Origin of the sequence: Anaerocolumna sp. AGMB13020 (assembly GCF_033100115.1) — a bacterium.
In the GTDB taxonomy this organism is placed as follows: domain Bacteria; phylum Bacillota; class Clostridia; order Lachnospirales; family Lachnospiraceae; genus Anaerocolumna.
This window is the reverse complement of the sequence record NZ_CP136910.1, coordinates 5,124,988-5,151,433: the sequence shown is the minus strand read 5'-3', so window position 1 is coordinate 5,151,433 and position 26,446 is coordinate 5,124,988. Positions and strand designations below refer to the sequence as shown.

Below are 26,446 nucleotides of genomic sequence, written 5' to 3'. Positions count from 1 at the left end.
ACTAAATTCTCCTTAACTCTTGATATTTATCATTAATTGCCAAAGCAATGGGAGCTGGAACAAACTTCTCGATATTACCGCCGTATCTGGCAATTTCCTTAACCGTACTGGAACTCAAATAGGCATACTCTACACTGGTAGTCAGAAATACCGTATCAACTTTGGGGTTCAATATATGGTTTGTCTGTGCCAACTGCAGTTCATACTCAAAATCCGTTACTGCCCTTAAACCTCTGAATATTACTTCAGCTTTTTTCTCATTAGCATAATCTACTAACAGTCCCATATATCCTTCAATCTGAACATTGCTGATATCCTTTGTTGTTATTTTAAGGAATTCAATACGTTCCTCAGTTGTAAATAAAGGGCTTTTACTGCTATTTGTTAATACACCGATAATTAAGAGATCCACTAATTTTGATGCGCGTCTAATGATGTCAAGGTGTCCAAAGGTAACCGGATCAAAACTTCCCGGATAGATCCCAATTCTCATAATATCCTCTTTTCTTAACTGTACTGCCTGATTTTCTTTCGAATGTCCTTTAAGGGCTATTTCATCTCTATAAAAACATGTTTGTTTGTCTTATACATTTTCTCTTTTGTGATTTGAAAAGGAGTATCTTCCATATAATCAAAGCTTGTCTCCCTGGAAGCTTCTACGATAATCAAAGTATCACAGTAAACAATACCTGAATTCATGAGAGCAGTGAGCACCTGTTTCTCCAGCAAATGATCGTAGGGCGGATCCATGAAAATGATATCAAATACTTTCCCCTGCACTTCCAACGCTCTGATTGCAGAAACCGCATCCATTAATAGCTGCTGGCCTTTATCCGATAGTTTTGTCGCAATAAGATTACGTTTGATGCAGTCCATAGCACTTTTATTATTTTCAACAAAAACAGCGGAAGCTGCGCCCCTGCTTAAAGCTTCGATGCCAATGGCTCCGCTGCCGCTGAATAAATCCAGAAAATCGCAGTCTGCCAACCTATTGTTCACCATGTTAAACAGAGTCTCCTTTATCCGATCTGTTGTTGGTCTTGTCTCAAGACCTTCAATGGTCTGTAGCATTATTCTCTTGGCTTTGCCTGCTATAACTCTCATATAAATTACTCCTGTAAACATAAATAACAGCGAAATAGCGCTGCAATTCATTAAAATATCTATTATTATTGTATATTATTATCTTCTTTTGTCAACCCAATTTTACCCCCTAGTACAAGTTTCCTAGTGAGTAAGGATGCTCTTATTATTCTACCTTAATTTCCTGAAATAATCAATAAAAGAAAGAAGGGTTGTAGTTATAATATAACCCTTTGTTATATTATAACTACTGACCCTTCCTTCAATCTCTTCTATATTACTGCTGGCCAGACATTTTCTTTTCCTGTTCGGCTATCATCTTTTTAACCATCATACCACCAACGCTACCGTTCTGGTAGGAAGTTAAATCTCCATTGTAACCTTGTTTTAAAGGTACGCCGATTTCGTTTGCAACTTCATACTTAAATCTGTCTAAAGCTTCTTTTGCCTGAGGCACTTCTGCTCTGTTTCTTGACATAATAAACTCCTCCATTTTCTCTTATCTGTCCTGCCCTTTGGGCATCAGATAATTCTTTGTTGTTGTTTGTTACACTAATATTATGTTCCGAAAAAATAGAAATACTCAGGTAATTTTTGGCTATAGGATTTTAAAAGAATTTTGTGAATTTGACACTTATTTGAATTTTATAATTATGTTTATATTTATGGCACGGGTGAGTTTTTAGTGAGTGGACGGCTAATTGCACAAAGGAGAAAGAACTCATGCTTCAATTCTAAGGCATAAGAAGTCCTAATTCTCTGAAGGTTTTGTGCTGGTCATAATCTAAAACAGATAACTCGCTACGCTCAGACAATCTGTTTTAGATTATAGCACAAAACCTTCAGAGAAAAGGACTTCTAATACCTTTTCATAGGCGCATTCGTTCTTTCTCCTTTGTGCAATTAGCCTGAAATCGTATGAAATGTCTTTGGTCCACTTAGATTCCTATAGAACGAAGTTTGAATCTTCCCGCAGTACTGTACAGATATGAAATTTAGGATGACTTCCTTCAATGTAACCGACATTTAACCTTAAAGTTTATTTAAGAGTGGAAATTGATTTCTAATTTCCACTCTTAATTTGCATAGGATTGATTTTTCTGCTTTGACCAGATTAATCAGATACTTTTATCAAGAAGGAGTAATAAAGCTTATCCTCTCTTTCCGGCCATTCCATAACCAGTTCACCAAGACTCTTTACAAGCTCAGGATTCATTTCAGGGAATTTTTCCTTCTCAAGTTCTCCAACATAAATATATTCGATGTTATACTTGTCGATGATCTGCTTTGCCTCATTAATATCTGCTGTTGTATATAAGGTTTTAATATCGGCAATTCTTTCTTCCAGGATGGAAGTATCACCTCTCCATAACCATTCATGGACATACCAGCCTAAAACCGTTGGCAGACCTGTCGCCATGGATATCCGTTCATTATCAGAATAACTGTCACCATTTGCTTCTAAAACCACCGGTGTTCCTGTAACATTTTCATTGAGCCATTTAACAGCCTCATAATCATCCGGCATCGTTTCTTCCATAAAAGCAATGGCATCAAGGCCTTTATATTTTTCTGTATCAAATACATTGCCATACCAGGCTTTTATGGATACCTCACTATACCATAAGGTACATAGGAACATGACCAGGGTTACGATGGTAAACTTCTTCTGCCAGGTAAAGATAGGTTTATGCAAAAATTTTGAAAAGATAAAACCGGAGCAGGTTCCGAACAGGATAAATGCCTGATAGGTTAACTTAAACATGGTATTGGCTCTTTTATAATCCCCTGTATAAATATCTCTTACATAGATCAATTCAGGAATCAGAACCAGGCCAATAGCACAAAGTCCAAGTGTAATACCAAATAAATCAGATATCGTTAGGTTTTTTAAGAAGGCTTTTATTCCGGTATATTGTTCTTTCTCATTACCGGTATAGTTCGCAAGAAGCTGCTGTTTCTCCCTTGTGTCATCTGGTATTAAGGTTCCGTTTACTTTGCATATTTCCTCCAGCAAAAGCTTCTGTCTTCTGTTGTTTGCCATTATTAACTCGATTAACAATGCAATGATCAGAGCTGCCGGCAAACCCCAGAGTATAAGTAGCTGATAAATGGGGGTATGGGTTTCAGCCAGGCTGATTTCCGTGGAAATCTGGTCGAAATTCAACGTAAAGGGCAAAGCGGTTATTTTGGATAAGATTATAATAGCTGTTCCCTGAAGAGCTGTAATCCAAAGTGCTTTCAGCTTAAAGTTATGATAATCCAGATTATAGAATAAGATAACAGCTCCTGCTACTACAAAGTAAATGGGATAGTCCCAGAAATTTGTAGTATGAAAGACACCAATAAAGAAACCGATTAAAAGGGTATGAGGGTTAATCACCTCTTTGAAGATTGCCAGGTAATTCTCTTTGCTGTTTCTGTTGTTATTTCCTGCCTTCGCTTCCTGTTTCAGGCTCCTTCTTTTGAGCAGCCAGGCAAATAATATTGCCGTTACTGTTAATACGAACATTATATTTAATACATGCGCATGAAGATCTCCAAGTATAAAAGAGTAACTTGGATACTCATGTATGGTCTTATCGTTGGTATCTGGGTTATAACCAATGTATCTGGTGGAGTTCGGAAACCAATAGTCCTTGAAATCTCCAGTTATTCCAAAAAATGAACGGACTCCCGGGACCACCCAGTAGAATAGTACAAAATGCATATTTCCTGCAAGTGATACGCCCGCTCCGGATAATATACCTGCCAGACGCGCCTTGTTCCTGCCCTTTATGCGCTTGTCCTTAAAATAATGGAGGGTCATATTATATGCAATAGAGAATGGAAGCATGAAACCAAAGGCTGCCAGGGTCATTAACATAAGATTGTAGCCTTCATTTGCTCTTACAAAAGATAGCTTTGTAAGGAAAGTTGCCAGAAACTGGCCAACATAATAGTAATTGATGGTACCGCCGGCAAACCACATATCACTGGGGGGCATATAATCCGCCCTCATCATAGAGGCCATAAAACCGTAGTCCATAAATTTTTCTGTTCCATGTGCTTCCGGTTTAAATCCCCTGATATATGTCCAGAGCAAAAAGAAAATCAGGAACAGTAATTCCTCTGAAAGGATGGACTTAACGATATCCGGCTCAAAGGTTATTTTCTTGTTTCTCGTTCTGTACATTATCACTGCATTGACTGCCAGAAGAATAATAAGTACTATAACACAGGTTACAGAAGTAAATTTCAATATTCTTAGTGATGACAACAACCACACAAGATAACCTGTTAAGGCAATTCCTATGGTTTTTGAAAACAAATAGCCATTATCGTGAAATCCCCGAAATACTTTTCCTGACATCGGCAGAAAAACCATACCGATCAGGAAGAGTACAGCCCACCATTTAAAAAAAGAAGTAAAATCTTCACCCAATAGCATGTGTCCTGCTAAAAATGTAAAAAACATCAAGGTTACTATAAGTACTGTATAAAGGATATTTCCTATCCCTTTCTTTCTATCCTCCATCTAACACCTGCTCCTCTATGAATATTCGTATATTCTGAATTAATCGTTTACTAATTCGTTTAATTGGTATCTATTTTGTTGTACAAGGTGTAAAAGTATTGGAATCTTTAGTGAATATACTTGTTTATGGAAGAAAAATCTTTTACCGCCTGTTTACCGATTCGAAAGATTTTTTTCATATTAATTGAATTTACACCACCTTGTCTGGGACGGAAGGTGATTGGTACATATTTTACCTTTTTATGTTTTTTCGCATAGATAACAGATATTATAACATTGGACAGATTATAATTTTCTGGTATTAGCTTTATATTTTCCGCTAAGGTTTTACTCTCCATTAAACGAAATGGTGTGTTTGCATCTTTTACATTAACATGGAATACCAGCTGCAGCACTAATTTTAAAGTCTTGGTTACAAAGATTCTGGAGAGACCATCCTGCCTGCCTTTACGGTAACCAATAATCATGTCATGATTTTTTCTGTCTTCCCAGAACTGCCAGAATTCTTCCGGCAGCGTCTGTCCATCTGAATCTGTTTGAAAAATATAGTCAGCGCCTTCCTTAATAGCATAATGATATCCATACAGAATGGTTGCGCCATGTCCTCCGTTTGGTTTTGTAAGTGGAAGAAAAGCCTCTCTTTCTTTTGAAGCCTCCTTCATCATTTCAAAGGTTCTGTCTTTGCTGCCGTCATCGATAATAACCAGTCTGCTGCCGTCTCCTGCTCGTTGAACTACCTGATACCATTCATCAATAACATTAACGATATTCGCTTCCTCATTATATGCCGGTATGACTATAAACAGCTTATCCACGGAAACCTCCTCCAAAGGCATTTAATACGCGCCTTACCACTCCATCCATATTATAGTAACGATATTCTGCCAGTCTTCCAAGAAATACTACCTTTTCTTCTTTCTTCATTTCTGCCTGATAAAGCCTGAACTGTTCCTGATATTCTTTCGTAGGGAAGGGATAATAGGGCTCACCTTCACTGGTTGGAAATTCTTTTAAGATAGTGGTCTTTTTATGTTCCTGACCTGTAAGTTTCTTAAACTCCGTTATTCTGGTAAAATCATAGTCATTGGGATAGTTCACTACCGGAGCTTCCTGATATTCCTCCCTGGAATAGGTCTCAAACTGGAAATCAATGCTTCTGTATGCCATCTTGCCATGTTTATAATCATAGAAGTAATCCGTAGGTCCGGTGTAAATTAACTTATCATACTCCAGATCATTGATAATCTCCTTGTAATCCGTATTAAGCATTACTTTGATTTTCTTATTACTGATCATATTCTGGCACATCTTTGCATATCCATACTTCGGCATCCCCTGATAAGTATCATTGAAATATCTGGTATCACGGTTTGCACGTATGGGAATTCTGGATATAACAGAAGTATCTAATTCTGCCGGGTCAACTCCCCATTGCTTTCTTGTATAGTTTTCAAAGATCTTTTTATACAGATCCTCTCCGACTTTACTGAGAGCCACATCTTTACTGGTAGATACCTCATCCATGGAAACTGCTTGTTTTTTTAAGAACTCCTCCACATCAAAGCAGCTAAGGTTTAAGTTGTATATCTTATTGATAGTCTCAACTGTAATAGGCATTGGAACCAGATTACCGTCAACATAAGTCAGTACTCTGTGCCAAAAATGATGCCAGGGAGTAAACCTGCTTAAATATTCATAAACTTCCTTATCATTTGTATGAAAAATATGCGGTCCGTAGTTATGGATCAGTATTCCCTCTTCATCGTAGGAATCATAAACATTTCCCCCGATGTAATTCCTTTTTTCAATAACCAGTACCTCTTCATCCAGTACTTCGGCTATACGCTCCGCCGCTGTCAATCCAGCCAGTCCTGCGCCTACAACAACATACTTATATCTCATACGCTACTCCTTTTATTTTCTCTTATTCTATATCAGTGACATCTGCCAGTGTAACGGTCTCTACCTGTTCTTTCGTAGGTTTCGTACTGGATATCAGGCGGTTTGCCTGATTAACCAGGATTTTCTCAAAAATATTACGTATCCCTCTGGCATTGCCAAATTCTTTCGTATTTAATTTATCTAAAGTGCTCAGATAATTTTTTACGTATGCTACTGCCTTTTCCTCCATACTTAACCCGGCATTCTTAGCCATTCGTGTAAGAATAGCTGTCAATTCATCAATGGTATAGTCAGGAAAGTCGATGAATCTGTTAAATCTTGATATTAATCCGGTATTTGATTTTAGGAAGGTTCTCATTTCCTCCGTATAACCGGCTACAATAACCACCAGATTATCTCTGTTATCCTCCATCAGCTTCACCAATGCATCTACTGCTTCTTTCCCAAAATCCCCTGCAACTTCATTTCCTGCAAGAGAGTAGGCTTCATCGATAAAAAGTACTCCTCCTAAAGCTTCCTCTACCACTTCTTTAACCTTAAGTGCCGTTTGACCCACATATCCCGCCACTAGACCGCTTCTGTCAGTCTCAACCAGATTTCCTTTGCTGAGGATGCCCAACTCCTTATAAATCTCAGCGATAAGTCTGGCTATGGTGGTCTTACCTGTTCCCGGATTTCCCGTATAGACCATATGATAGGAGAGGTTCATTTCAGGCATTCCATATTCTTCCCTGATGCTCTTCATTTTTATGAGATTGATAAGGGAATTTATCTCCTTCTTTACATTGGACAAGCCAATCAATGCATCTAATTCTGTTAGCAGCTCCGATAACCTGCAGTCTTGTGCTTCTTCTGCTTCCGGCTCAGTCTGGGCTAAGGGATCGTCTATTAATACCGATTGCCGGGTACTGTCCTTTCGCTTTAAGAAATCACCTGGGTCAGTACCATGGTTTATCTGTTGTATATTTCTTATTTTATCTCTTTTTCTTTGGTAATCTTCTTCTCCTGCTGCACGATTAAAGGTCTTTAGATACAGTGGTGTGGCATTGAATTCTTCACTGTTGATCTTACGAAATACTTCCCTTTCACTCATTCGGTAAATATCATTTCCATTGCTGTAAAACACACTTATCCGTTTGTAATATGCCATTAAAAAAGAAGCTGTATCCCTGTTTCTGGCATGACTTAAATCCGTTAGCGATAGAAGGATGTTAAACAGGGAGTCCGTAAACTGTGCTGCCAGACTATCTTTATTCTCAACATCATAAAGATTGCATAGCTGAAGCAGGATGGGTGGTGAATTCATGACCCTTTGTGCCGCATCTGTTAATTTCTCATCGTCATTCCCTTCTGTTCCAAAGCCTAACATATCCTTTTTCGTTAGTTTAAGGATATAGCTCGTCTCCTCTTTCGTTAGCAGGTTACAGGTATTGCATAATGAAACGGCCACCGCCTGAATATAAAGGTCAAGTACCTCTTCAATACTTTTATGGATGACACTTTCCGGCGTCTCCCAATAGCCTTCCCTTAAAAGCAAAGAACAAAGAAGGTTCAGGTTTTTGTAATTTTCATTACCAATCCCATATAAGGTTTCCGTTGAATAACTGCTGCGCATATATGTCTCTCCCTTAGCTGTATCACCGGTAGTAACTGTCAGGGTGTGTTTGAAACTCATTGCACCGATACTAAATTTAAACTTATATAGAAATATTATACAATATCACTATCAAAATAAAAAGAGGTAAATTATAAGGTTCCGCCTTTAAATGTCTCAAGTTTTACCTTTAATTCAGGAGCATCTGCTAGTATAGTGTCCAACTCTGCTTTTGTCAGCTGTTTTGCAGCTTCATTGGCTTCCATTAACACTTTAGCATCCTGATAGATATCGCCTAATTTGAATTCCATCTCACCGCTTTGTCTGATACCAAACATATCACCCGGCCCACGAAGCTTAAGATCCTCACCGGCAATATAGAAACCATCATTGGATTGATTTAATATCTCAAGTCTTTTTCTGATTTCTTTTCCAGCTCTGCCACAAACCAGAATACAATAGGATTGGGCATTACCGCGTCCCACTCTTCCTCTTAACTGATGAAGCTGAGCCAATCCGAAACGTTCCGCATTCTCAACCATCATAACGGTCGCATTGGGAACATTTACTCCTACCTCTACAACGGTAGTTGATACCAGCACCTGTATTTCTCCTTTTGTAAAGCGATCCATTATTTCATTTTTTTCCTGCGGTTTCATTTTCCCATGAAGATAATCTATTGTTGCAAACGCTATGGCTTCTCTTAGCTTTTCCGTATATTCAATGACATTTTCAGCTTCAATTGCCTCACTCTCCTCCACCATAGGGCAGATTACATAAGCCTGATGACCCTCTTTTACCTGATTGCCTATGAATCGGTAAGCAGTACTTCTGTATCCTGTATCAACCACACAATTTTTAATAGGGTTTCTTCCAGCCGGCAGCTCGTCCACCAAGGAAATATCCAGGTCACCATAAAGTATAATCGCAAGGGTTCTTGGAATTGGAGTAGCACTCATAACCAGGACATGAGGATGGTTTCCTTTATCCGATAATGTTTCTCTTTGCCTCACACCAAATCGATGCTGTTCATCGGTTACCACCAGTGCCAAATCCTTGTATTCCGCCTTTTCCTGTATCAATGCATGGGTTCCTATTACTATCTGAGCTTCACCATTTTTAATTTTCTCATAAACGCCCCGCTTTGTGGCAGCAGTCATTGAACCGGTTAAGAGCACTGTATTGACTCCATAATTCTTAAAGGAGTCACTGATACTCTCAAAATGCTGTTTCGCAAGGACTTCTGTGGGAACCATCAGGCAACCCTGGTATCCGTTCAGTGCAGTTAACAGAAGCGACAGAGCTGCAAGAATAGTCTTACCGGAACCTACATCTCCCTGTACCAAACGATTCATGGAATGCTTGGATTCCAGATCTTTCTGTATCTCTCCCCACACTCTGTTCTGAGCATTTGTAAGCTTATAGGGAAGCTTATTCAGATAATCTGTAACTCCCTCTCTTTCCGTTAAAACAAAATTATTATCCCACCCTGTCTTGCTTTCCTTTAAATGGGATAATGCTAATGTAAATTGAAAGAATTCATCAAAGATAAGCCTTCTTCTGGCTTCACCAAGAAGCTCCCTGTCTTTTGGAAAATGCACTTCCATTAATGCATTCTTACCATTCATCAGTTTATAATCTTTTATAATCCTTTTCGGCAGATACTCTCCGGTATCCTCTACCGCAGAAAGAGCATATTTAATAGATTTCGTCAGGAGATTATTGGTGATTCCATCTGTTAAGGGATACACCGGCTGTAAAACATTCATTTTCGTCCGGTACTCATCTCTTGTATAGATCTCAGGCTGCTCAATAACAAGAACACCATTTTTTCTTATGACCTTTCCTCTGAATATGTAATGGTAGCCGGATCTGAGGCGGTTCTTAAGAAAAGGCATATTAAACCAGCTGATGTTGATGGTACCGCTGGCATCCTTTACCCTCACGCCAATTATTTTCAAGTTTCTCACCTGCTTCACCAGCGGTGTAGTAATTACAGACGCCTCAATGGCAGCCTTCTCCCCTTCTTCCAGGGATTCGATAGGTTTAGGCGGCTCGTAAGCGTCATAATCTCTGGGATAATGCCTTATGAGATCGGCCACAGTAAAAACAGCTAATTTTGCCAGACCCTGTTCTGTCTTTTCACCAATCCCTTTCACAGAGGAAACAGAATCATTAAGTTTAAGGTTATTCATAAAACTCCCCTCTGTGTGCTTTTGCACACATCTAAATCAAGATGTGAATTATGCTTTTTCTAGAATTCACATACTCCCCTCTGTGTGCTTTTGCACACATCAAATCAAGATGTGAATTATGCTTTTTCTAGAATTCACATACTCCCCTCTGTGTGCTTTTGCACACATCTAAATCAAGATGTGAATTATGCTTTTTCTAGAATTCACATACTCCCGTCCGTGTGTTTTGCACATCTAAATCAGGAAGTGAATTATGTTTTCAAATTCACATACTCCCGTCTTCTTTCGATTTTATATCTATCTCATAGAATTCCTTTGCATTAGACTTATAATCTTTTCTAAGCCAGAAATACAAAACCCAATTAAGCGTCAATAAAGGCAGGGTGATTCCTATTGCTATTCCAATTTTAATCAACTCCTTATAATTCTTATTGAGTACAATCAAGAAAAAATTTATATAAGGACCAAGCAATATAAGGCTCTGTAATATAAAAATAAATAATTTTGGTTTAAACTTTTTTTCTATATCTTTTAAAGCTCTCTCTTTCGTTGTTTTTTCCCTCATATACTATTACATAACCCTTTCCATGCTCTATCATCATCCATCAGCATTATTATAGGTTAATATAAACAGACGTAATCATGGAATTATAACAAAAAATCGAGCCTCAAAAGCCGTTTTTCACATGCGATTTCAGGCGAATTGTACAATACAAAAAGAAACGAATGTGCCTTGGAATCGAAACATGAGTTCTTTTTGTATTGTACAATTTGCCGTCCCCTTTGTAAAAAAACAACCCATCTTATGCTCACATCATAATGTGTAAAAAAGGTTCCTGCAGCCAGTAAGTCTAAGCCTGACAGGCTAATCTTACAAAAGCTTCAAGAACCTTATTATTATTTATTATGAACCAGTGGATGAAGCTTATTTCTCTTATTCTACTGACAGTACATAGTAATAGATAGGCTGACCACCATAATGAACCTCTACATCAGCCTGAGGGAAAGCTTCTCTTATACGCTCGGCTAAAGCTTCAGCAGTCTCCTCCGTTATTTCTTCACCATAATAGAGACTAATTAATTCAGAATCGTCATCTGTCAGCCCGCTAACCAATCCAAAGGTAGTTTCCTCAATGTCAGTACCTACGGCAAGAATCGTCTTTTCATCAAGGCCCATGATATTTCCCTGCTTGATTTCTTTTCCATCCAGATTCGTATCCCTTACCGCATAAGTTACCTGTCCACTTTTTACCTTCTGCATTTCTGCAGTCATGCGGGTTTCATTTTCCTCTGCTGTCTTATCATGGACATAATTTATGATTGCAGTAATACCCTGGGGTACTGTTTTTGTAGGAATAACAATAATATTCTTATCCTGCGTCAGCTCTTTTGCCTGTTGAGCCGCAAGGATAATGTTACTGTTGTTGGGAAGGATAAAGATATTCTTAGCGTTAACAGCTTCAATTGCATTTAACATATCTTCCGTACTGGGATTCATTGTCTGTCCACCGGCTATAATATAGTCAACTCCCAGACCCTTAAATATTTCATTGATTCCTTCTCCAATGGAAACTGAGATAAAGCCAACTTCCTTGGCAGGCTGTTCTTTCACCTGTTCTTTGGTTTTCTTTTCCTCAGCCTGCTTCTTCGCAAGATTTTCGGCATCTTTTATCAGTCTTTCATGGTGTTCTTCCCTCATGTTATCAATCTTCATTCGGGAAAGTGACCCAAAGGTCAACGCTTTCTGAATGGCAAGTCCAGGATCATTGGTATGTACATGAACCTTGACTATTTCATCGTCTGATACAACTACCAGAGAATCACCAATAGACTCAAGATATGACTTAAATTCCACGTCGGTATTCTCATTATATTCTTTTTCAAGCATTATAATAAATTCAGTACAGTAACCGAATTTAATATTGGCAGTATCGATATTTTCTCTGTTAACGACAGTTTCTGAACTGCTGGCAGCATTCCCATGTTCGCTGGCTGGAGCCTGATCAAAATCTATCTCCTTGCCAAGAAGAGCATCATATGCACCCTTTATTATCTCAAGAAGCCCCTGACCGCCGGAGTCTACTACTCCTGCTTCTTTTAAAACAGGCAACAGATCAGGAGTATGTGCAAGTACTTCTTCCATATGTTTAATAATCTCACTGCAAAAATATTCTATATCATCCGTTTCTGCCGCAAGAGCTACTGCTTTCTCAGCACCGCCTCTGGCTACTGTAAGAATAGTTCCTTCCTTCGGCTTCATAACTGCTTTGTATGCAGTCTCAACAGCTTTAGAAGCAGCTGTTGCCAGTGTCTGTGTGTTAAGCTCCTGGTAATCTTTGATTTCCTTACAAAAACCTCTGCATAACTGAGAAAGGATAACACCTGAATTGCCTCTGGCACCTCTTAGGGATCCGCTTGATATGGCTTTAGACAGACCTTCCATTGTAGGATTCTCCATTTGGCTGACATCACGTGCCGCAGACATGATGGTCAATGTCATATTGGTACCTGTATCACCATCCGGTACAGGAAATACGTTTAGTTCATTGATATATTCTTTCTTTGCTTCAATGCTTTTTGCTCCCGATAAAAACATCTTCCGGAGCATATTGGCATCTATATTATTTATAACCACAAATTTATTCCTCCTTAACAGTAATTCTCCGCTAGTCTATGACTCTTACGCCTTCGACAAAAATATTTATTTTAATGACTTCCATACCGGTAAATTCTTCTACCTTGTATTTAACATTACTGATCAAGTTCTCAGCCACCGCTGAAATACTTACTCCATAAGATACAATGATATGCAAATCAATAATTATTTTATTATCTTCCAGCAAAATGTTTACACCATGCTTCAAACTTTCCCGCATCAGAAGTTTTACAAGTCCATCCTTCATGTTGACAGATGCCATGCCTACTACACCAAAACACTCAACTGCTGATGAACCCGCATACTTAGCAAGCACATCGTTATCTATTGATACTTCACCGATTTTTGTATTCATGTGTCCCTTCATTGGAATCCTCCATTCTATTAATTTTAACCATGACGAATACTCACAAAGCAAAAGCCAAAGGTAAGTTATCTATTCAATCTTCCATTCCTTTCTATTATAACCTTTTTTTAAGAAAAATGGAATACTAATTTTATTCTTAAGGCTCTATGTACGCTATTTTTTATAGAATACTCTTTTACACCAAAAAGCTCTCCGAAGGTATAATCATAATTCACTTTATTGTTTGTTAATTATATTATGCCATAATTTTTTCTAATTATAATATAAAGCAAAAATTATATGCATATATTGGCTAATATAAGCTACAAATCACTGTTCACAGTACTTTGCCGTACTTCTTTTAATAAACGAGGTTAGCCTATGAAGAGAATGATTGGTTTTATCCTTTTCTGGATAGCTGTAGGTATGACTATTATGTTGTTTATAACAAATGGTATCATAGCCGTATGCATTATTATCCTGCTTCTTATACTTGGATACAATTTATTTGCCTGCTGAAGAAATGTCAGGTACAATAAATTCATCTAATATAGACAGAAAATAAGCCTGCTGTTACCAGCAGGCTTATTTTCTTATGCATTTGATACAGAGTGATAAAAATCGGGACCAACGGTTGTCCGGAGGTCCTAATTAATAAGTACTATGCACGTTCCACTTTACCAGATCTCAGACATGAAGTACACACATAAGTTTTCTTTGCTGCACCGTTAACCAGAATCTTAACAGACTTAACATTAGCCTTCCACATCTTATTTGATCTTCTATGAGAATGACTCACAGCATTTCCAAAGTGAGCACTTTTTTCACAAATTGCACATTTAGCCATTAAAAGCACCTCCCTAGGTATATTCTAAGTCTTCAGGCAACGCCTGATGGACCTGCAAACAAAAACTATTTTAACAGATGAATAGCCATAATGCAAGCAGAATTTTTACTCATTTAAATTTGATTGTTTTTTTAATGCTTCATTAACCTTATCTGTTACATCTTCCACCGGTTTTTCTTTTTTGAACTTATTAAGAACATCCGGTACCAAATCTAGGATTTTGGTTATGCTGTCCTGATTCTTAACATTGACAAGTCTGGTGGAACCGTTTTGGATTACCAAAACCGCACTGGGTGTTATCTTACCACCCATACCACCGCCGGCATTGCTTTTGCCTGAGTCTTTTGAGAAAGCGCCTGCACCCACTCCGAAGCTGACATCTACGAGAGGCAGGATAATCGTGCCGTCATCAAATTTTACCGCATCACCAACTACGGTCTTCGTGGTTATGAAACTATCCATTCCTTTAAATAGAGATTCAACTGTGTTATTAAAATTGTTGTCTGCCATTAAATTTCCTCCTTCAATGTTTGAAAGTTTTTGATCAGTGTTTTGATATTACGATTACGAATAACCTTAATGCCTATTATCAGCAGAACAAAAGAATGTATTCTGCCTCTGCAGTAAAAGTCTCCCTTTATCACTTCATTTTCAAAATCCGGAATAATCTTTACGGAGTTACCGTAAATTCCCATAAATACAGCTGCCACTCCTAGTATTTGACCGGTGGAGCTTGGATCTCCTGTACCAAATTCTATATTGGCTATGACCTTTCTGGGTTTGATATGTCTTAAAATCCCCTTTAGATTGTCATATCCATATTTTAAACCAAGCTTATTATTCTCATCCTGAAAGAACAGCTTCACCAGACTGTATTTGTCATATAATTTCCTGAGTGTTGCAATTATACTTTCCGCTTTCAGTTTTATACCGGTAATAAAATTTTTAATTTTGATAGTTATATTTTTTAACCCATGCAGGAATCTTCTAAAAGCGTTGAAAATTCCTTTTTCTTTTATCTGCTCCTGCGAATCTTCGATACTTTTTTGGTTTTCTTTTAATACTGTTTTCTGTATACCTTCTTGCTTACTATCTATTTGCTTTATATCTTTCTGTTTAATACCGATTTGTTCAGAATCTTTTAGATCTATCTTATTTCGTTCTTTTTCACTTTCCTGTATTTCATGAGGAATGAATTCATTTGTATCTGCCTTCTGCCCCTGCGTTTCTTCAGCTACTGCCTGGTCCATTGGATTATGAACACTGAAAGGGGTTGTTTCTGAACTATGGTCTTTTTCTTCCTTCTCAATCGATCCGGTAACCGCTTCGGCTTTGGCACGGGATATTCTTGTCAATTCAGCCCTGGCAGCTTTATCCCTTATATCTCTTGGTTCATTATCAGCCATCAAGGCTGGTTCAGGTTTCTTTAAGCTGTGTTCGTCATTCCCTTTCTCATCCTGTGCAGGAACTTTTTCTTCATTTGAAGGTGATCTCCTTTTGAAGGAAAAACGCAATTTCTTATCTTTAGACGCTTTCTCCGGTATGTCCTCTTTCTTACGATTGCTGTCAAATATTATTCTTCCAAAAATCCTTAATCTCATTCGCAGATTAATTTCTGCTTCTTCCGTATTTATCAAGTTGTCTGTTAATGCAAAGTCTTTTGTATTATATTCAGCTGAAAATGAGATTATCCTTAACAGCCAGGAAACTCTTGCTGCTGCTTTCAGCTGTTCCTGGCACTCTGCCTTTACTTTATATCGAATAGGAACAAACAAAACGATTAAGATCAGCGCAATCAGTAGGCCTAAAACGGAGGCAAGAATTATCCCTATTATTTTTAACACCAGTAAAACAACTTGGAGCATATATTCTCGGTTCCTCCTATAATAAAGCTGTTATTGAAAATATTCCCTTACCTTAAAAGCTCCGGTATTACGGTATATTTCTTCAATCATGTCCGTTACCAATCCCTTTGCCTCACTTGCTGAGCCGGCCAGGCCAATAATCACACATTCTTTCTTTTGGTAGTAAGGAAAGCTAAGTTCATTTGCGTTTATGATATCCAACAGATTATCCCTGTTTGTGGCATGGGTTATCAGATAAACAGCAAAGGTAATCTTGCCGTTTTCCAACGACCTCATGACCTTTTCCTTTCGCGAAAGGATACTTTCACCAACATACAGCTTGTCTGCCCATTTAATCATATATATCCATGCCTTTCTACTTATGATTCCTGGTTTTTTCTGGAATAATAGGTCTAACGTGTACATTATACCACAGTTATATTGGAAAAATACAGTTTAATTCTCAAAAAATGACTGTATGATACGCATACAGGCGGTTTTCTCTGCCTTATCCTGACATTGGTCCAGACTGCTTGCAATAAACTCCTTAATCTCTGCCTGATTCTTAAAAAACACCGGAAGTTTAGAAAGGGTATTTGCCATAACGGCCCTTATGACTGAACGTTCACTTCCTGCAAATAAATCACCAAGCTCTTTTAAGACCTCATCCTGGGTTTTATTTATCAATGCGTCATCCACTTTATCATTGCTTTCCGCTTTATCAAGGTCTATGAACAGGCTGCTGGAAAGCAGCTTCTCAGACAATAATAAACAGGAAAATACTCTGCCTAACATCATACTTTCCAATAGTTCACCATACCTGCTGCTAATTTCCGGAAGATAAGCCTCTAACTGACTTACCTCATCAATTAAGATTTCTTGTTTTCCTTCCGTATACGAAAGCTTCTCCTCCAGTTCTTCTCCCAATGGTGTTAATTTTTCTTCCAGGAACTTGGTATTAATTCCCTCTATAATATTTCTTAACTTATCTCTGTCCTGGGGCAGTATAAGGTATTTCATCTCACCTTTTAAATTCTCAAGCTTGTATCCGCCTTCCATATAAATATAGGGAGTGGACAGCAGCATAACATATAGGTTATTGATACACTCCTGTAGACCAAAATAATAATCTACTCTTTTGTTGATATAATCTGCAGATTCTTCCAGTAACTTTGTCAGTTCCTCATAACGTTCTTTCGTTATATCCTTGTAATTTTCGTCAATAAATTCTTTTCTCAAATCCAGGAGATAAGGATATTCCTTCATTTCCTCCGTATTATAAAGCATGGAGCAGGTTCTTATCATATATAAAAAACTGTCCAGAGAACTTATATCACCATCTTTATAAACCGAAATACTGTTCTTTAAGAGTTCAAAATATTTCTGCTTGGTCATCCTGATAGGAAGCTGACCGAGGACTTCTTTGATCTTGCTATTAACTATAACATTATCCTGGGTATCAAAAATATAAGAAATGACTTTGCTTGAGAAATCTTCTGCTGAAATATCATCTGTTATTTCCTTAAAGCGATATTCTATTCGGTTCAATACGTATTCAAATACCTGAAAGATGTCAGTATAAGCAGTCAGCACCTGCATCTTCTTAATGCAGCTGTTTCTAAGACTGTTCAGCTTTTCGATTCCTTCCTCCGTCTTAAGGCCTGCTTCACCTTCTAAGTAATATTCCTTTAACAGATTGTTAAATTCTTTTAACAATCCTTCCTCTTCCCATCCTTCTGGATAACTTTCAGCATAATATTCATAGAATGTATAGTAATGTATGGTGAATTTCACTTCTGCATACTGATTGTAAATATTAATAAGTTGATTCGTGAATACAGGCAGATTTCTGTCAAGCTCTTTTCCTCTCTCAATATCTTTGCATACTGCCCTTAAATGCTTATTCATTCTCGCTATTTCCTCCTGGTTCTTTCATAAAGCTTTTTGCCTTTCTACATTATACCAATTATTCCGTAATTAAACCAGTCCTCTGCAAATAAATTAGAGTAAAGGGGCTTTTATTACTTAAGCCCCCGGTTGGTTTATTCCTTCGTTCGTCTGTTTTCCATAATCCATTTTAAGACATTCTGTATGTTTTCATCCCAGTATTTCCATTGGTGATCCCCTGGTCCCTCTTCATAAGTCAAATCATATCCCAATTTCATAAGGTGCTCTTTCATTTTTACATTATGATTGTAGAGAAAATCCTCCGTCCCACACCACATATAGAGTTTTGGCAGGGGCTGACCGGATTCTTTTAATCTGACAGCTTCCGCAAACAGGTCATTGGTGCTGTTTTCTATCTGGTCCAAGGGGCCAAAGATTCCCTGCCAGAAATGTTTTTCTTCTTCCGTTTCTAACTTATTGCATAGCTGTACAACGTCTACTCCACCGGATAAGGAAGCAGCATAACCAAAGCTCTCAGAGGCAGATAAAGCAAGTTTTAGCGCACCGTACCCTCCCATTGATAACCCTGCCGCAAAATTATCTTCTTTTTTATCCGAAAGATTATGAAAGAACGAACGGCATATTTCAGGTAATTCTTTTGCTATGTATGTCTGGTACCTGTTTCCCCAGGCCATATTCGTATACCAGCCAAGATGAGTCGTGGGCATCACAACTGCAATCCCCAGATCACTTACGTAACGTTCAATGGAAGTTCTTCTCTGCCATATTGTATGATCGTCACTCATACCATGAAGAAGATACAAGGTAGGTATTTTCCCTTCGTTTTTTCTTCCTTCCATTCCAATCTGCCCCCTTGTCTGCTGAGGCAGGATTACATCCATCTGCATACACATTCCTAAAACATCTGAAAAGAAATCAACATGTAATAACGCCATATTTCCTCCTATCCTTTCATTTCTGATTATAAAAACAGACAGATAATTAGTCGTTAACTTCTATCTGCCTGTGTGTGAATCTTATTTTTGCTATTTAGTTATTGCCGCCATCCGGCTTTTTAACATGTTCATGTGTGAAAAGATGATCCATACAATATTCATAGTTACCATCACACTTAGAGCAGAAACGGAACTCAAGATTCTCATCATCCAATTCTGTTCTTCCGCAGACAGCACATTTGTGCCTGGTAATTTTCTTTCTTCCATTAAAGTCTACTACATTGCTGCCCTGCTGTCCGCTTCTAACCTGACTCTTAAAATTACGTTTTCGTTTGACTTCCCCAGGAGAAAATCTTTTATAATTCCTGCTTGTCATAAAGAAGAAAATAAAATTCCCCAGTGCAAGCAGAATAGCCAGACACATAAAATAATTACCTGCGGCAAAATACTGAATCAGGCTTATTGCAATAAATACTGCATCCAGATATGCAATGTATTTTATTTTTATTGGTATAATAAAAAACAATAAAATCTGAACATCGGGAAACAAAACCGCAAAAGCCAGGAACATAGCGTAATTGATGTACTGCATTCCAAGAAATTGACTGTTACCGGTGACAAGGAATATAACAACAACTGCTAAAACATTCAATAACATACCGCTTAAGTAGTACAGATTAAATCGGAATGCTCCCCATGCTCTTTCCAGCGTTGATCCAATCCAGTAGTAAAAATATATACCGATTACAGCATATAGAATATTATTAAACTGCGGCTGTATCAGGAAAGTAATAATTCTCCATACTTCTCCGTGAAGTATCTTCTCAATATCTAACATCAGATACTGCATATAAAAATAAGGGTTGATCTGATTAATAACAAATCCGGTACCATATAATATGGATATATACAGCATCAGATTATGAATAGCATATCTCCCATATTTACGCTCCAGTTTATTCAAAAAATTCATCCATTCACATCCTTTTATTTTTATCTAGAATAAATCCTTCTTACGAAATACCATTGCTATAATAAAAGTTACCAACAAGGTAAATACAATAATCAGAACAAATCCAAAACCCGAATGCTCACCGGGTATTCCGCCTACGTTCATACCAAAAAAGCTGGCAATCATCGTAGGAATTGACATAACAATGGTTACAGTTGCAAGGAATTTCATTACAATATTCAGGTTATTTGATATGACAGATGCAAAAGCATCCATGGTTCCGCTTAAGATACCGCTGTATATGTTCGCCATCTCAATAGCCTGTTTATTCTCAATAATAACATCCTCTAACAGTTCCGTATCCTCAGGATACTGTTTGATCGTGTCTATCTTTAACATCTTCTCAAGAACAACCTCGTTGGATCTTAGGGAAGTTGTGAAATATACCAGACTCTTTTCCAATTCGAGAAGATCAATCAATTCACTGTTTTTAGTGGAAATATGCAGTTTATGTTCAATTTGTTCACTTTTTCTATCTATGATTCTTAAGTACTGTAAGAATACGGAAGCATTCTTGTACAAAATCTGCAGAATAAATCTTGTCTTCTTAAAGGTGTAGAAATCCCTGACCCTGCCATCCATAAAACCTTTTAATACTTTTGTCTCTTCCAGGCAGACGGTGACGATTAAATCTTTCGCAACAATAATAGCAAGAGGTATGGTTACATACCTGTCCTTATTATTTCTTTCCTCCATTGTGGGGATGTCCACAAGAATTAATGTATAATCATCCTCCACTTCAATTCTTGAACGTTCCTCTTCATCGAGAGGTGCTCTCAAATGATCGATATCAATATGACAGGTTTCTGATATTTCAAGCAATTCTGTTGCTGATGGGTCTGTCATAACCACCCAGCAGCCTGGTTCGGTAGCGTCAAGATAGCGTGTGCCGTCTTCAAAAGTCTTTAAAATTTCAATCATGATACACTCCTTCTACTGCACGGCAAAGCAGAAGAAGTTTAAGAACTGCTAAACTGCCCCGTACAGTGCGTTATTTGGTTTTAATCGTCGATACTCACAACTGGGTCCCGCTTCCATACGGTGTTTACGTCCTTTCTTATTGTTTCGATACCAAAAGCATCTTTGTATAGTTGTTATCTGGTGTCCACTACATTATATGTTTTCTCATATTTAATGTCAAATAAAAAACTTGAAAAGAAACATGAAAATTCTTAAAATTTCATGAACCTCAGTGGGGAGGAAGTCGAACGACAATTGTTACAGGAGTCAGCACTGCCGTACATAATTTTTGATAATTCAAAGCTTTTTTATTCCAAAAACCTTACCCAACGCAGTACTAATAATATAATGGGTAATTTTTCAGAAAATTATCAAGACTTTTTACGCAAAGTAAAAAATTCCGAAACTTCACCTGTAAGATAACAGGTGAAATTTCGGAAATAAATATTAAGCATCATGGCTGGGTATCTGAAGAGTGCTTCCCGGCTGCAGCATTATCTGATTCAAATTGTTATTCCTTGTTATATCCTGCAAATCGATACCGAATTTATCCAATATCACCTGTAAGGAATCTCCGTCTTCCACGACATATTCAAATACGGTATCATCACTAAATCCTTCCATTACAGGTATACAAATTTCATCTCCCACCTGTAAATTATATATATCAACAAAAGGATTCAGTCTTAAGATAAGCGGCAGCGGAACATTATATTCTCTAGTGATACTGTAAAGGGTATCCCCTTGGCCAATTACATAATTCATGCAACTGTACTCTTTGAAATTCATAGTCCTTCCTTCTACACCAATCTCAGTAATCATTCTTACTTAGGGAGTGGTTTTCTTAACGTTTCGTTTCCTTATATTATATTAACAGACTATGGGAGTTGTTACGGTAAATCCATACTTGTTTTGTTATTATTTAGCACTCATTACCATTATTCGTAATTAAGGCAAATTCGGGTGTTGAACTTCACATTTTTGTGTCGTATAATATAGCTTATCGGAATTACGCTATATGAGGTTGTAATCATTTTTCATTCCTCTCATATATTATAGTGTTACAATTCTTGTAAGGAGGTAAACCGTTTGAGCGATTACAAAAAACCATACACTTTAGGAATCGATATAGGCTCCACTACCGTAAAAGTGGCGGTATTAAATACAGAAAATAAAATCCTGTTTTCTGAGTATGCAAGGCATTACGCCAATATTCAGGACGTTCTGGCAAAGCTGCTAAGGAATGCAACCGAACAGCTTGGCGACATGAAAGTAGCACCAGTGATAACCGGTTCCGGTGGTCTCACCATATCGAAACATCTTGGAATTCCATTTGTTCAAGAGGTTGTTGCCGTATCTACTTCCCTGCAGGATTTCGCCCCACAAACTGATGTTGCAATAGAGCTTGGCGGCGAAGACGCCAAAATCATATATTTTACGGGTGGTATAGAACAGCGAATGAACGGTATCTGCGCAGGCGGTACCGGTTCTTTTATTGACCAGATGGCTACCCTGTTGAACACGGATGCTTCCGGCCTCAACGAGTATGCGAAAGAATATAAATCTATCTATCCAATTGCTGCAAGATGCGGAGTTTTTGCAAAGTCCGATATTCAGCCCTTAATCAATGACGGCGCAACCAAACCGGATTTATCCGCTTCTATCTTTCAGGCAGTTGTTAACCAGACAATTAGTGGTCTTGCCTGCGGAAAACCTATCAGAGGCAATGTTGCCTTCCTGGGTGGCCCTCTCCATTTCTTAGCAGAACTAAAGAATGCTTTTATCCGAACCTTGGATCTTTCTGAGGAAAACATAATAGCACCTGAGCACTCCCATCTTTTCGCGGCAACCGGTGCAGCCATGAACAGCAAATACGAAACCATCGAAACCTTTAGCAATCTTATCGAGAAATTGTCTAAGGGTATTACCATGGATTTTGAAGTAAACCGCATGGCCCCTCTCTTTGCAGATGAAGCTGCCTATGATGAATTCAAAGAACGTCATTCCAGACAAGCCGTTAAGAAAGGTGACTTAAGTACTTACCAGGGTAATTGCTTTTTAGGAATTGATGCCGGCTCTACTACCACAAAGGTTGCGTTAGTCGGAGACGATGGTTCTCTTCTTTATTCCTTCTACAGCAACAACAACGGAAGTCCCTTAAAGACTGCCATAAAGTCCATAAAAGAGATTTATTCCCTTCTCCCGGAAGGTGCTAATATTATACGTTCCTGTTCAACCGGCTATGGTGAAGCACTTATTAAATCAGCACTTATGCTGGACGAAGGAGAAGTTGAAACCGTTGCCCACTATCACGCTGCCGCTTTCTTTGACCCCAAGGTTGATTGTATACTGGACATCGGCGGTCAGGATATGAAATGCATTAAGATTAAGAATAGCACGGTTGACAGTATCATGTTAAACGAAGCTTGTTCCTCCGGCTGCGGTTCCTTTATTGAAACCTTTGCAAAATCCTTGAATTATGAAGTAGCTGATTTCGCAAAAGTAGCTCTCTTTGCAAAGAATCCGGTAGACTTAGGTTCCAGATGTACGGTATTTATGAATTCCAAGGTAAAGCAGGCACAGAAGGAAGGAGCACAGGTTGCTGACATTTCCTCCGGTCTTGCCTATTCGGTAATTAAGAATGCTATCTTTAAGGTAATTAAAATTACCGATCCTAAGGATTTAGGAGAACATGTCGTAGTCCAGGGAGGTACTTTCTATAACGAAGCAGTTCTTCGAAGCTTTGAGTTATTAACCGGCTGTGAACCGGTAAGACCTGATATCTCCGGAATTATGGGGGCCTTTGGTGCAGCTCTAATAGCAAGAGAACATTTTGAAGGACAGGAAACAACGCTCCTTACCCTGGATCAGATCAATGCTCTGAAAATAGAATCTTCCATGACCAGATGCCGTGCTTGTACCAACAACTGCCAGCTGACCATCAATCGCTTTACCGGGGGAAGACAGTTTATCAGCGGTAACCGCTGCGAAAAGGGACTTGGTAAGGTTAAGAATAAAGATAACATCCCGAATCTGTTTGAATATAAGTTAAAGACCCTGTTCTCCTACGAACCCCTTCCCCTTGAGAAAGCTCCCAGAGGTGTTGTAGGTATACCAAGAGTCTTAAATATGTATGAAAATTATCCCTTCTGGTATACATTGTTTACAGAGTTAGGTTACCGTGTAATCCTCTCTCCCGAATCTACCAGAAAGATTTATGAAATGGGTATTGAATCCATACCCAGCGAATCAGAATGCTATCCCGCCAAGCTGGCTCACGGTCACATTATGTGGCTCATCAAACAGGGTGTGGATTTTATCTTCTATCCAAGTGTTCCTTATGAACGCTGTGAGGTGCCAGGTGCTAATAATCATTACAACTGCCCCATTGTTGCCTCCTACAGTGAAAACATCAAAAACAATGTAGAAGAACTGAAGGATGGAAATATCCGTTATGAGAACCCTTTTATGTCCTTTGAAAGTGAAGAGATCTTAAAGAAGCGCCTGCTTAAGGTTATGAAGGAAATCGCAGGGGCAACCGATAAGGAAATTAAGGCTGCAGTTACCAAAGCCTGGGCTGAGCTTGAGGCCAAAAGGGAAGATATTAAGAGAAAAGGCGAAGAAACAATCGCCTATCTCGTTGAAAACGGTAAAAAAGGTATTGTCCTGGCCGGACGCCCTTACCATATTGATCCGGAAATTAATCACGGTATTCCTGAATTAATTAATTCCTATGGTGTCGCTGTATTAACAGAGGATTCTATTTCCCACTTAGGTAAAGTCGACAGACCTCTGGTTGCAGTGGATCAGTGGATGTATCATTCAAGGCTTTATGCTGCTGCCTCCTATGCGAAAACCATGCCAAATCTGGAGCTTATACAGCTGAATTCCTTTGGCTGCGGTCTGGATGCCGTTACTACAGATATGGTTAATGATATTCTAACCAAATCCGGTAAGGTTTATACTGTTTTAAAGATAGATGAAGTAAATAATCTGGGTGCTGCCAGAATCAGAGTACGCTCTCTTCTCTCCGCTGTCAATGACAGAGACAGAAAGAAAACCTCCTGCGAGGTTCCTATTGTCTCCGATGCCTTTAAGAGAGTGGTATTTACAGAAGAAATGCGCAAGGATTATACTCTTCTCTGCCCTCAGATGTCGCCTATACATTTTGACATCCTGCAGAGCGCCCTGAAGGCAGGTGGTTACAATGTTGAAATCCTTCCCAATGACAACCGTACTGCCGTTGATGTGGGATTAAAATATGTCAATAACGATGCCTGCTATCCTTCCCTGATGGTGGTAGGACAGATTATGGATGCTCTCCTCTCCGGTAAGTATGACGTGAACAAAGTCGGTGTTATGATTACCCAGACCGGCGGCGGCTGCCGGGCAACCAATTATATTAACTTTATCAGAAGAGCTCTTGAAAAAGCTGGTATGCCTCAGATTCCGGTAATCTCTTTAAGTGTATCCGGGCTTGAGAAAAATCCAGGTATGAAGTATACTCCCAAACTGCTTATGAGTGCCGTACAGGCTTTGGTTTATGGAGATGTGTTCCTCAGAGTCTTATACCGCACAAGGCCTTACGAGGCAGTACCTGGTTCCGCAAATGCACTGCATGAGAAATGGAATGAAAGATGTAAGCAATCAGTTGCCAACGGAAAATGGGGAGAGTTTAAAAAGAACATTCGTGGTATCATTGAAGATTTCGATAACCTGCCTCTAAAAGATATTCGTAAGCCAAGAGTTGGCATTGTCGGAGAAATCCTTGTTAAGTTCTTACCAGCTGCAAATAACTATCTGGTGGATTTACTAGAAGCGGAAGGAGCGGAAGCGGTGGTTCCTGACTTAATTGATTTCTTTATGTACTCCTTCCACAATTCCAGCTTTAAGGCTGAATACCTGGGCTTTAAGAAGTCCTCCGCTACCATAAGCAACATACTAATTCAGGCAGTTGAGCTCTGCCGTAAGGAAGCAAGGATATGCCTTGAAAAGAGTACGCGCTTTACACCGCCTGTCCCTATCAAGACACTGGCAGAGTATGCTTCTCCCATTGTTTCTGTAGGTAATCAGACCGGTGAAGGCTGGTTCTTAACAGGTGAAATGGTAGAACTGATTCATTCCGGTGTAAGCAACATTGTATGTACACAGCCTTTTGCCTGCCTGCCTAATCACATCGTAGGAAAAGGTGTAATCAAAGAGTTAAGGCAAAGGTATCCGGATTCCAACATTGTTGCCGTCGATTATGATCCCGGAGCCAGTGAAGTAAATCAGCTTAACCGAATTAAATTAATGCTCTCTACCGCCGTTAAAAACATGGAGAAGACTACCCTCCATCAGACAGAAGTTCAGAGTAGCCATAAACAGATACCAGTATCCGCAAAGACCAGTCTTGATACCGGAATGTAATTTAAGACATTGGGTTTTCAGACACACCCTGGTATAAATTAACCAAAAACTGCCGCTATCATTTCAGTAAAAGCTTTTATTTACTGATTTTATACCGGCAGTTTTTATATGAAAGAGAACAATGCGACATTATCTTATAACATTCATTTAATAATACGATCCTAAATATATTATTACGAGCCTGATTAGATTAGTACGAGCCTAATCAAAATAGTACGAGCCTAATCAAAATAGTACG

At 38.6% G+C, this 26,446-nt stretch carries 22 protein-coding genes; 2 read left to right on the top strand and 20 right to left on the bottom strand.

Annotated elements, in window-relative coordinates:
• Window position 1: 1 nt before the first annotated feature.
• The 11 genes from coaD to R2R35_RS21630 all read right to left on the bottom strand — a co-directional run bounded on the left by coaD (window position 2) and on the right by R2R35_RS21630 (window position 13,314).
• Window positions 2-493, bottom strand: coding sequence for a pantetheine-phosphate adenylyltransferase (gene coaD / locus R2R35_RS21680; RefSeq protein ID WP_317731943.1), 492 nt, complete (start codon window positions 491-493; stop codon window positions 2-4).
• Window positions 494-549: 56 nt separating this feature from the next.
• The gene (gene rsmD / locus R2R35_RS21675) at window positions 550-1,104 is read right to left on the bottom strand and encodes a 16S rRNA (guanine(966)-N(2))-methyltransferase RsmD (protein WP_317731942.1); all 555 of its coding nucleotides are present in this window, start codon (window positions 1,102-1,104) and stop codon (window positions 550-552) included.
• A 256-nt stretch (window positions 1,105-1,360) separates the two neighbouring features.
• The gene (locus tag R2R35_RS21670) at window positions 1,361-1,561 is read right to left on the bottom strand and encodes an alpha/beta-type small acid-soluble spore protein (protein ID WP_317731941.1); all 201 of its coding nucleotides are present in this window, start codon (window positions 1,559-1,561) and stop codon (window positions 1,361-1,363) included.
• Window positions 1,562-2,197: 636 nt separating this feature from the next.
• Window positions 2,198-4,600, bottom strand: a complete 2,403-nt coding sequence (locus R2R35_RS21665) for a DUF2298 domain-containing protein (RefSeq protein WP_317731940.1) — start codon at window positions 4,598-4,600, stop codon at window positions 2,198-2,200.
• Window positions 4,601-4,707: 107 nt separating this feature from the next.
• Window positions 4,708-5,415, bottom strand: a complete 708-nt coding sequence (locus R2R35_RS21660) for a glycosyltransferase family 2 protein (RefSeq protein WP_317731939.1) — start codon at window positions 5,413-5,415, stop codon at window positions 4,708-4,710.
• The gene (glf, locus tag R2R35_RS21655; protein ID WP_317731938.1) at window positions 5,408-6,502 is read right to left on the bottom strand and encodes a UDP-galactopyranose mutase; all 1,095 of its coding nucleotides are present in this window, start codon (window positions 6,500-6,502) and stop codon (window positions 5,408-5,410) included. Before glf ends, R2R35_RS21660 begins: the two co-directional genes overlap by 8 nt.
• A gap of 22 nt (window positions 6,503-6,524) precedes the next feature.
• Window positions 6,525-8,117 carry an AAA family ATPase gene (locus R2R35_RS21650; RefSeq protein ID WP_317731937.1) on the bottom strand — a complete coding sequence of 531 codons (1,593 nt, stop codon included), beginning with the start codon at window positions 8,115-8,117 and terminating at the stop codon, window positions 6,525-6,527.
• Between the two features lie 131 nt (window positions 8,118-8,248).
• Window positions 8,249-10,291, bottom strand: coding sequence for an ATP-dependent DNA helicase RecG (gene recG / locus R2R35_RS21645; RefSeq protein WP_317731936.1), 2,043 nt, complete (start codon window positions 10,289-10,291; stop codon window positions 8,249-8,251).
• A gap of 265 nt (window positions 10,292-10,556) precedes the next feature.
• The gene (locus tag R2R35_RS21640; RefSeq protein WP_317731935.1) at window positions 10,557-10,856 is read right to left on the bottom strand and encodes a hypothetical protein; all 300 of its coding nucleotides are present in this window, start codon (window positions 10,854-10,856) and stop codon (window positions 10,557-10,559) included.
• 369 nt (window positions 10,857-11,225) lie between these two features.
• Complete coding sequence (locus R2R35_RS21635; RefSeq protein ID WP_317731934.1) at window positions 11,226-12,926, bottom strand: DAK2 domain-containing protein; 1,701 nt, start codon at window positions 12,924-12,926, stop codon at window positions 11,226-11,228.
• 31 nt (window positions 12,927-12,957) lie between these two features.
• Window positions 12,958-13,314, bottom strand: coding sequence for an Asp23/Gls24 family envelope stress response protein (locus R2R35_RS21630; RefSeq protein WP_033166846.1), 357 nt, complete (start codon window positions 13,312-13,314; stop codon window positions 12,958-12,960).
• A gap of 360 nt (window positions 13,315-13,674) precedes the next feature.
• Between R2R35_RS21630 and R2R35_RS21625 the strand changes: the two genes are divergently transcribed.
• Window positions 13,675-13,812 (top strand): hypothetical protein, encoded by a 138-nt coding sequence (locus R2R35_RS21625; protein WP_317731933.1) that lies wholly within the window; start codon window positions 13,675-13,677, stop codon window positions 13,810-13,812.
• Between the two features lie 142 nt (window positions 13,813-13,954).
• Here R2R35_RS21625 and rpmB read toward each other — a convergent pair whose 3' ends face one another.
• The 9 genes from rpmB to R2R35_RS21580 all read right to left on the bottom strand — a co-directional run bounded on the left by rpmB (window position 13,955) and on the right by R2R35_RS21580 (window position 21,588).
• Window positions 13,955-14,140 carry a 50S ribosomal protein L28 gene (rpmB, locus tag R2R35_RS21620; protein ID WP_033166847.1) on the bottom strand — a complete coding sequence of 62 codons (186 nt, stop codon included), beginning with the start codon at window positions 14,138-14,140 and terminating at the stop codon, window positions 13,955-13,957.
• Between the two features lie 105 nt (window positions 14,141-14,245).
• Complete coding sequence (locus R2R35_RS21615; RefSeq protein WP_317731932.1) at window positions 14,246-14,650, bottom strand: GerW family sporulation protein; 405 nt, start codon at window positions 14,648-14,650, stop codon at window positions 14,246-14,248.
• Window positions 14,650-16,005 carry a DUF2953 domain-containing protein gene (locus R2R35_RS21610; protein ID WP_317731931.1) on the bottom strand — a complete coding sequence of 452 codons (1,356 nt, stop codon included), beginning with the start codon at window positions 16,003-16,005 and terminating at the stop codon, window positions 14,650-14,652. The genes R2R35_RS21615 and R2R35_RS21610 overlap by 1 nt, the downstream gene beginning before the upstream one ends.
• Before the next feature lie 30 nt (window positions 16,006-16,035).
• On the bottom strand, window positions 16,036-16,344 hold the full coding sequence (locus R2R35_RS21605; protein ID WP_317731930.1) for a hypothetical protein: 309 nt from the start codon (window positions 16,342-16,344) through the stop codon (window positions 16,036-16,038).
• A 96-nt stretch (window positions 16,345-16,440) separates the two neighbouring features.
• A complete protein-coding gene (locus tag R2R35_RS21600) occupies window positions 16,441-17,892 on the bottom strand; it encodes a hypothetical protein (RefSeq protein WP_317731929.1) in 1,452 nt (483 codons plus the stop codon).
• A gap of 134 nt (window positions 17,893-18,026) precedes the next feature.
• Complete coding sequence (locus R2R35_RS21595; RefSeq protein WP_317731928.1) at window positions 18,027-18,827, bottom strand: alpha/beta hydrolase; 801 nt, start codon at window positions 18,825-18,827, stop codon at window positions 18,027-18,029.
• Window positions 18,828-18,921: 94 nt separating this feature from the next.
• Entirely contained in the window at window positions 18,922-19,800 is an 879-nt protein-coding gene (locus R2R35_RS21590; protein ID WP_317731927.1) for a rhomboid family intramembrane serine protease, read from the bottom strand.
• Window positions 19,801-19,824: 24 nt separating this feature from the next.
• On the bottom strand, window positions 19,825-20,760 hold the full coding sequence (locus tag R2R35_RS21585) for a magnesium transporter CorA family protein (protein WP_317731926.1): 936 nt from the start codon (window positions 20,758-20,760) through the stop codon (window positions 19,825-19,827).
• Window positions 20,761-21,246: 486 nt separating this feature from the next.
• Window positions 21,247-21,588: a LysM peptidoglycan-binding domain-containing protein gene (locus R2R35_RS21580; protein WP_317731925.1), complete on the bottom strand. Its 342-nt coding sequence runs from the start codon at window positions 21,586-21,588 to the stop codon at window positions 21,247-21,249.
• Between the two features lie 300 nt (window positions 21,589-21,888).
• Here R2R35_RS21580 and R2R35_RS21575 point away from each other — a divergent pair, with 300 nt between their 5' ends.
• Window positions 21,889-26,208, top strand: coding sequence for an acyl-CoA dehydratase activase-related protein (locus tag R2R35_RS21575; protein ID WP_317731924.1), 4,320 nt, complete (start codon window positions 21,889-21,891; stop codon window positions 26,206-26,208).
• The last annotated feature ends 238 nt before the right edge of the window (window positions 26,209-26,446 follow it).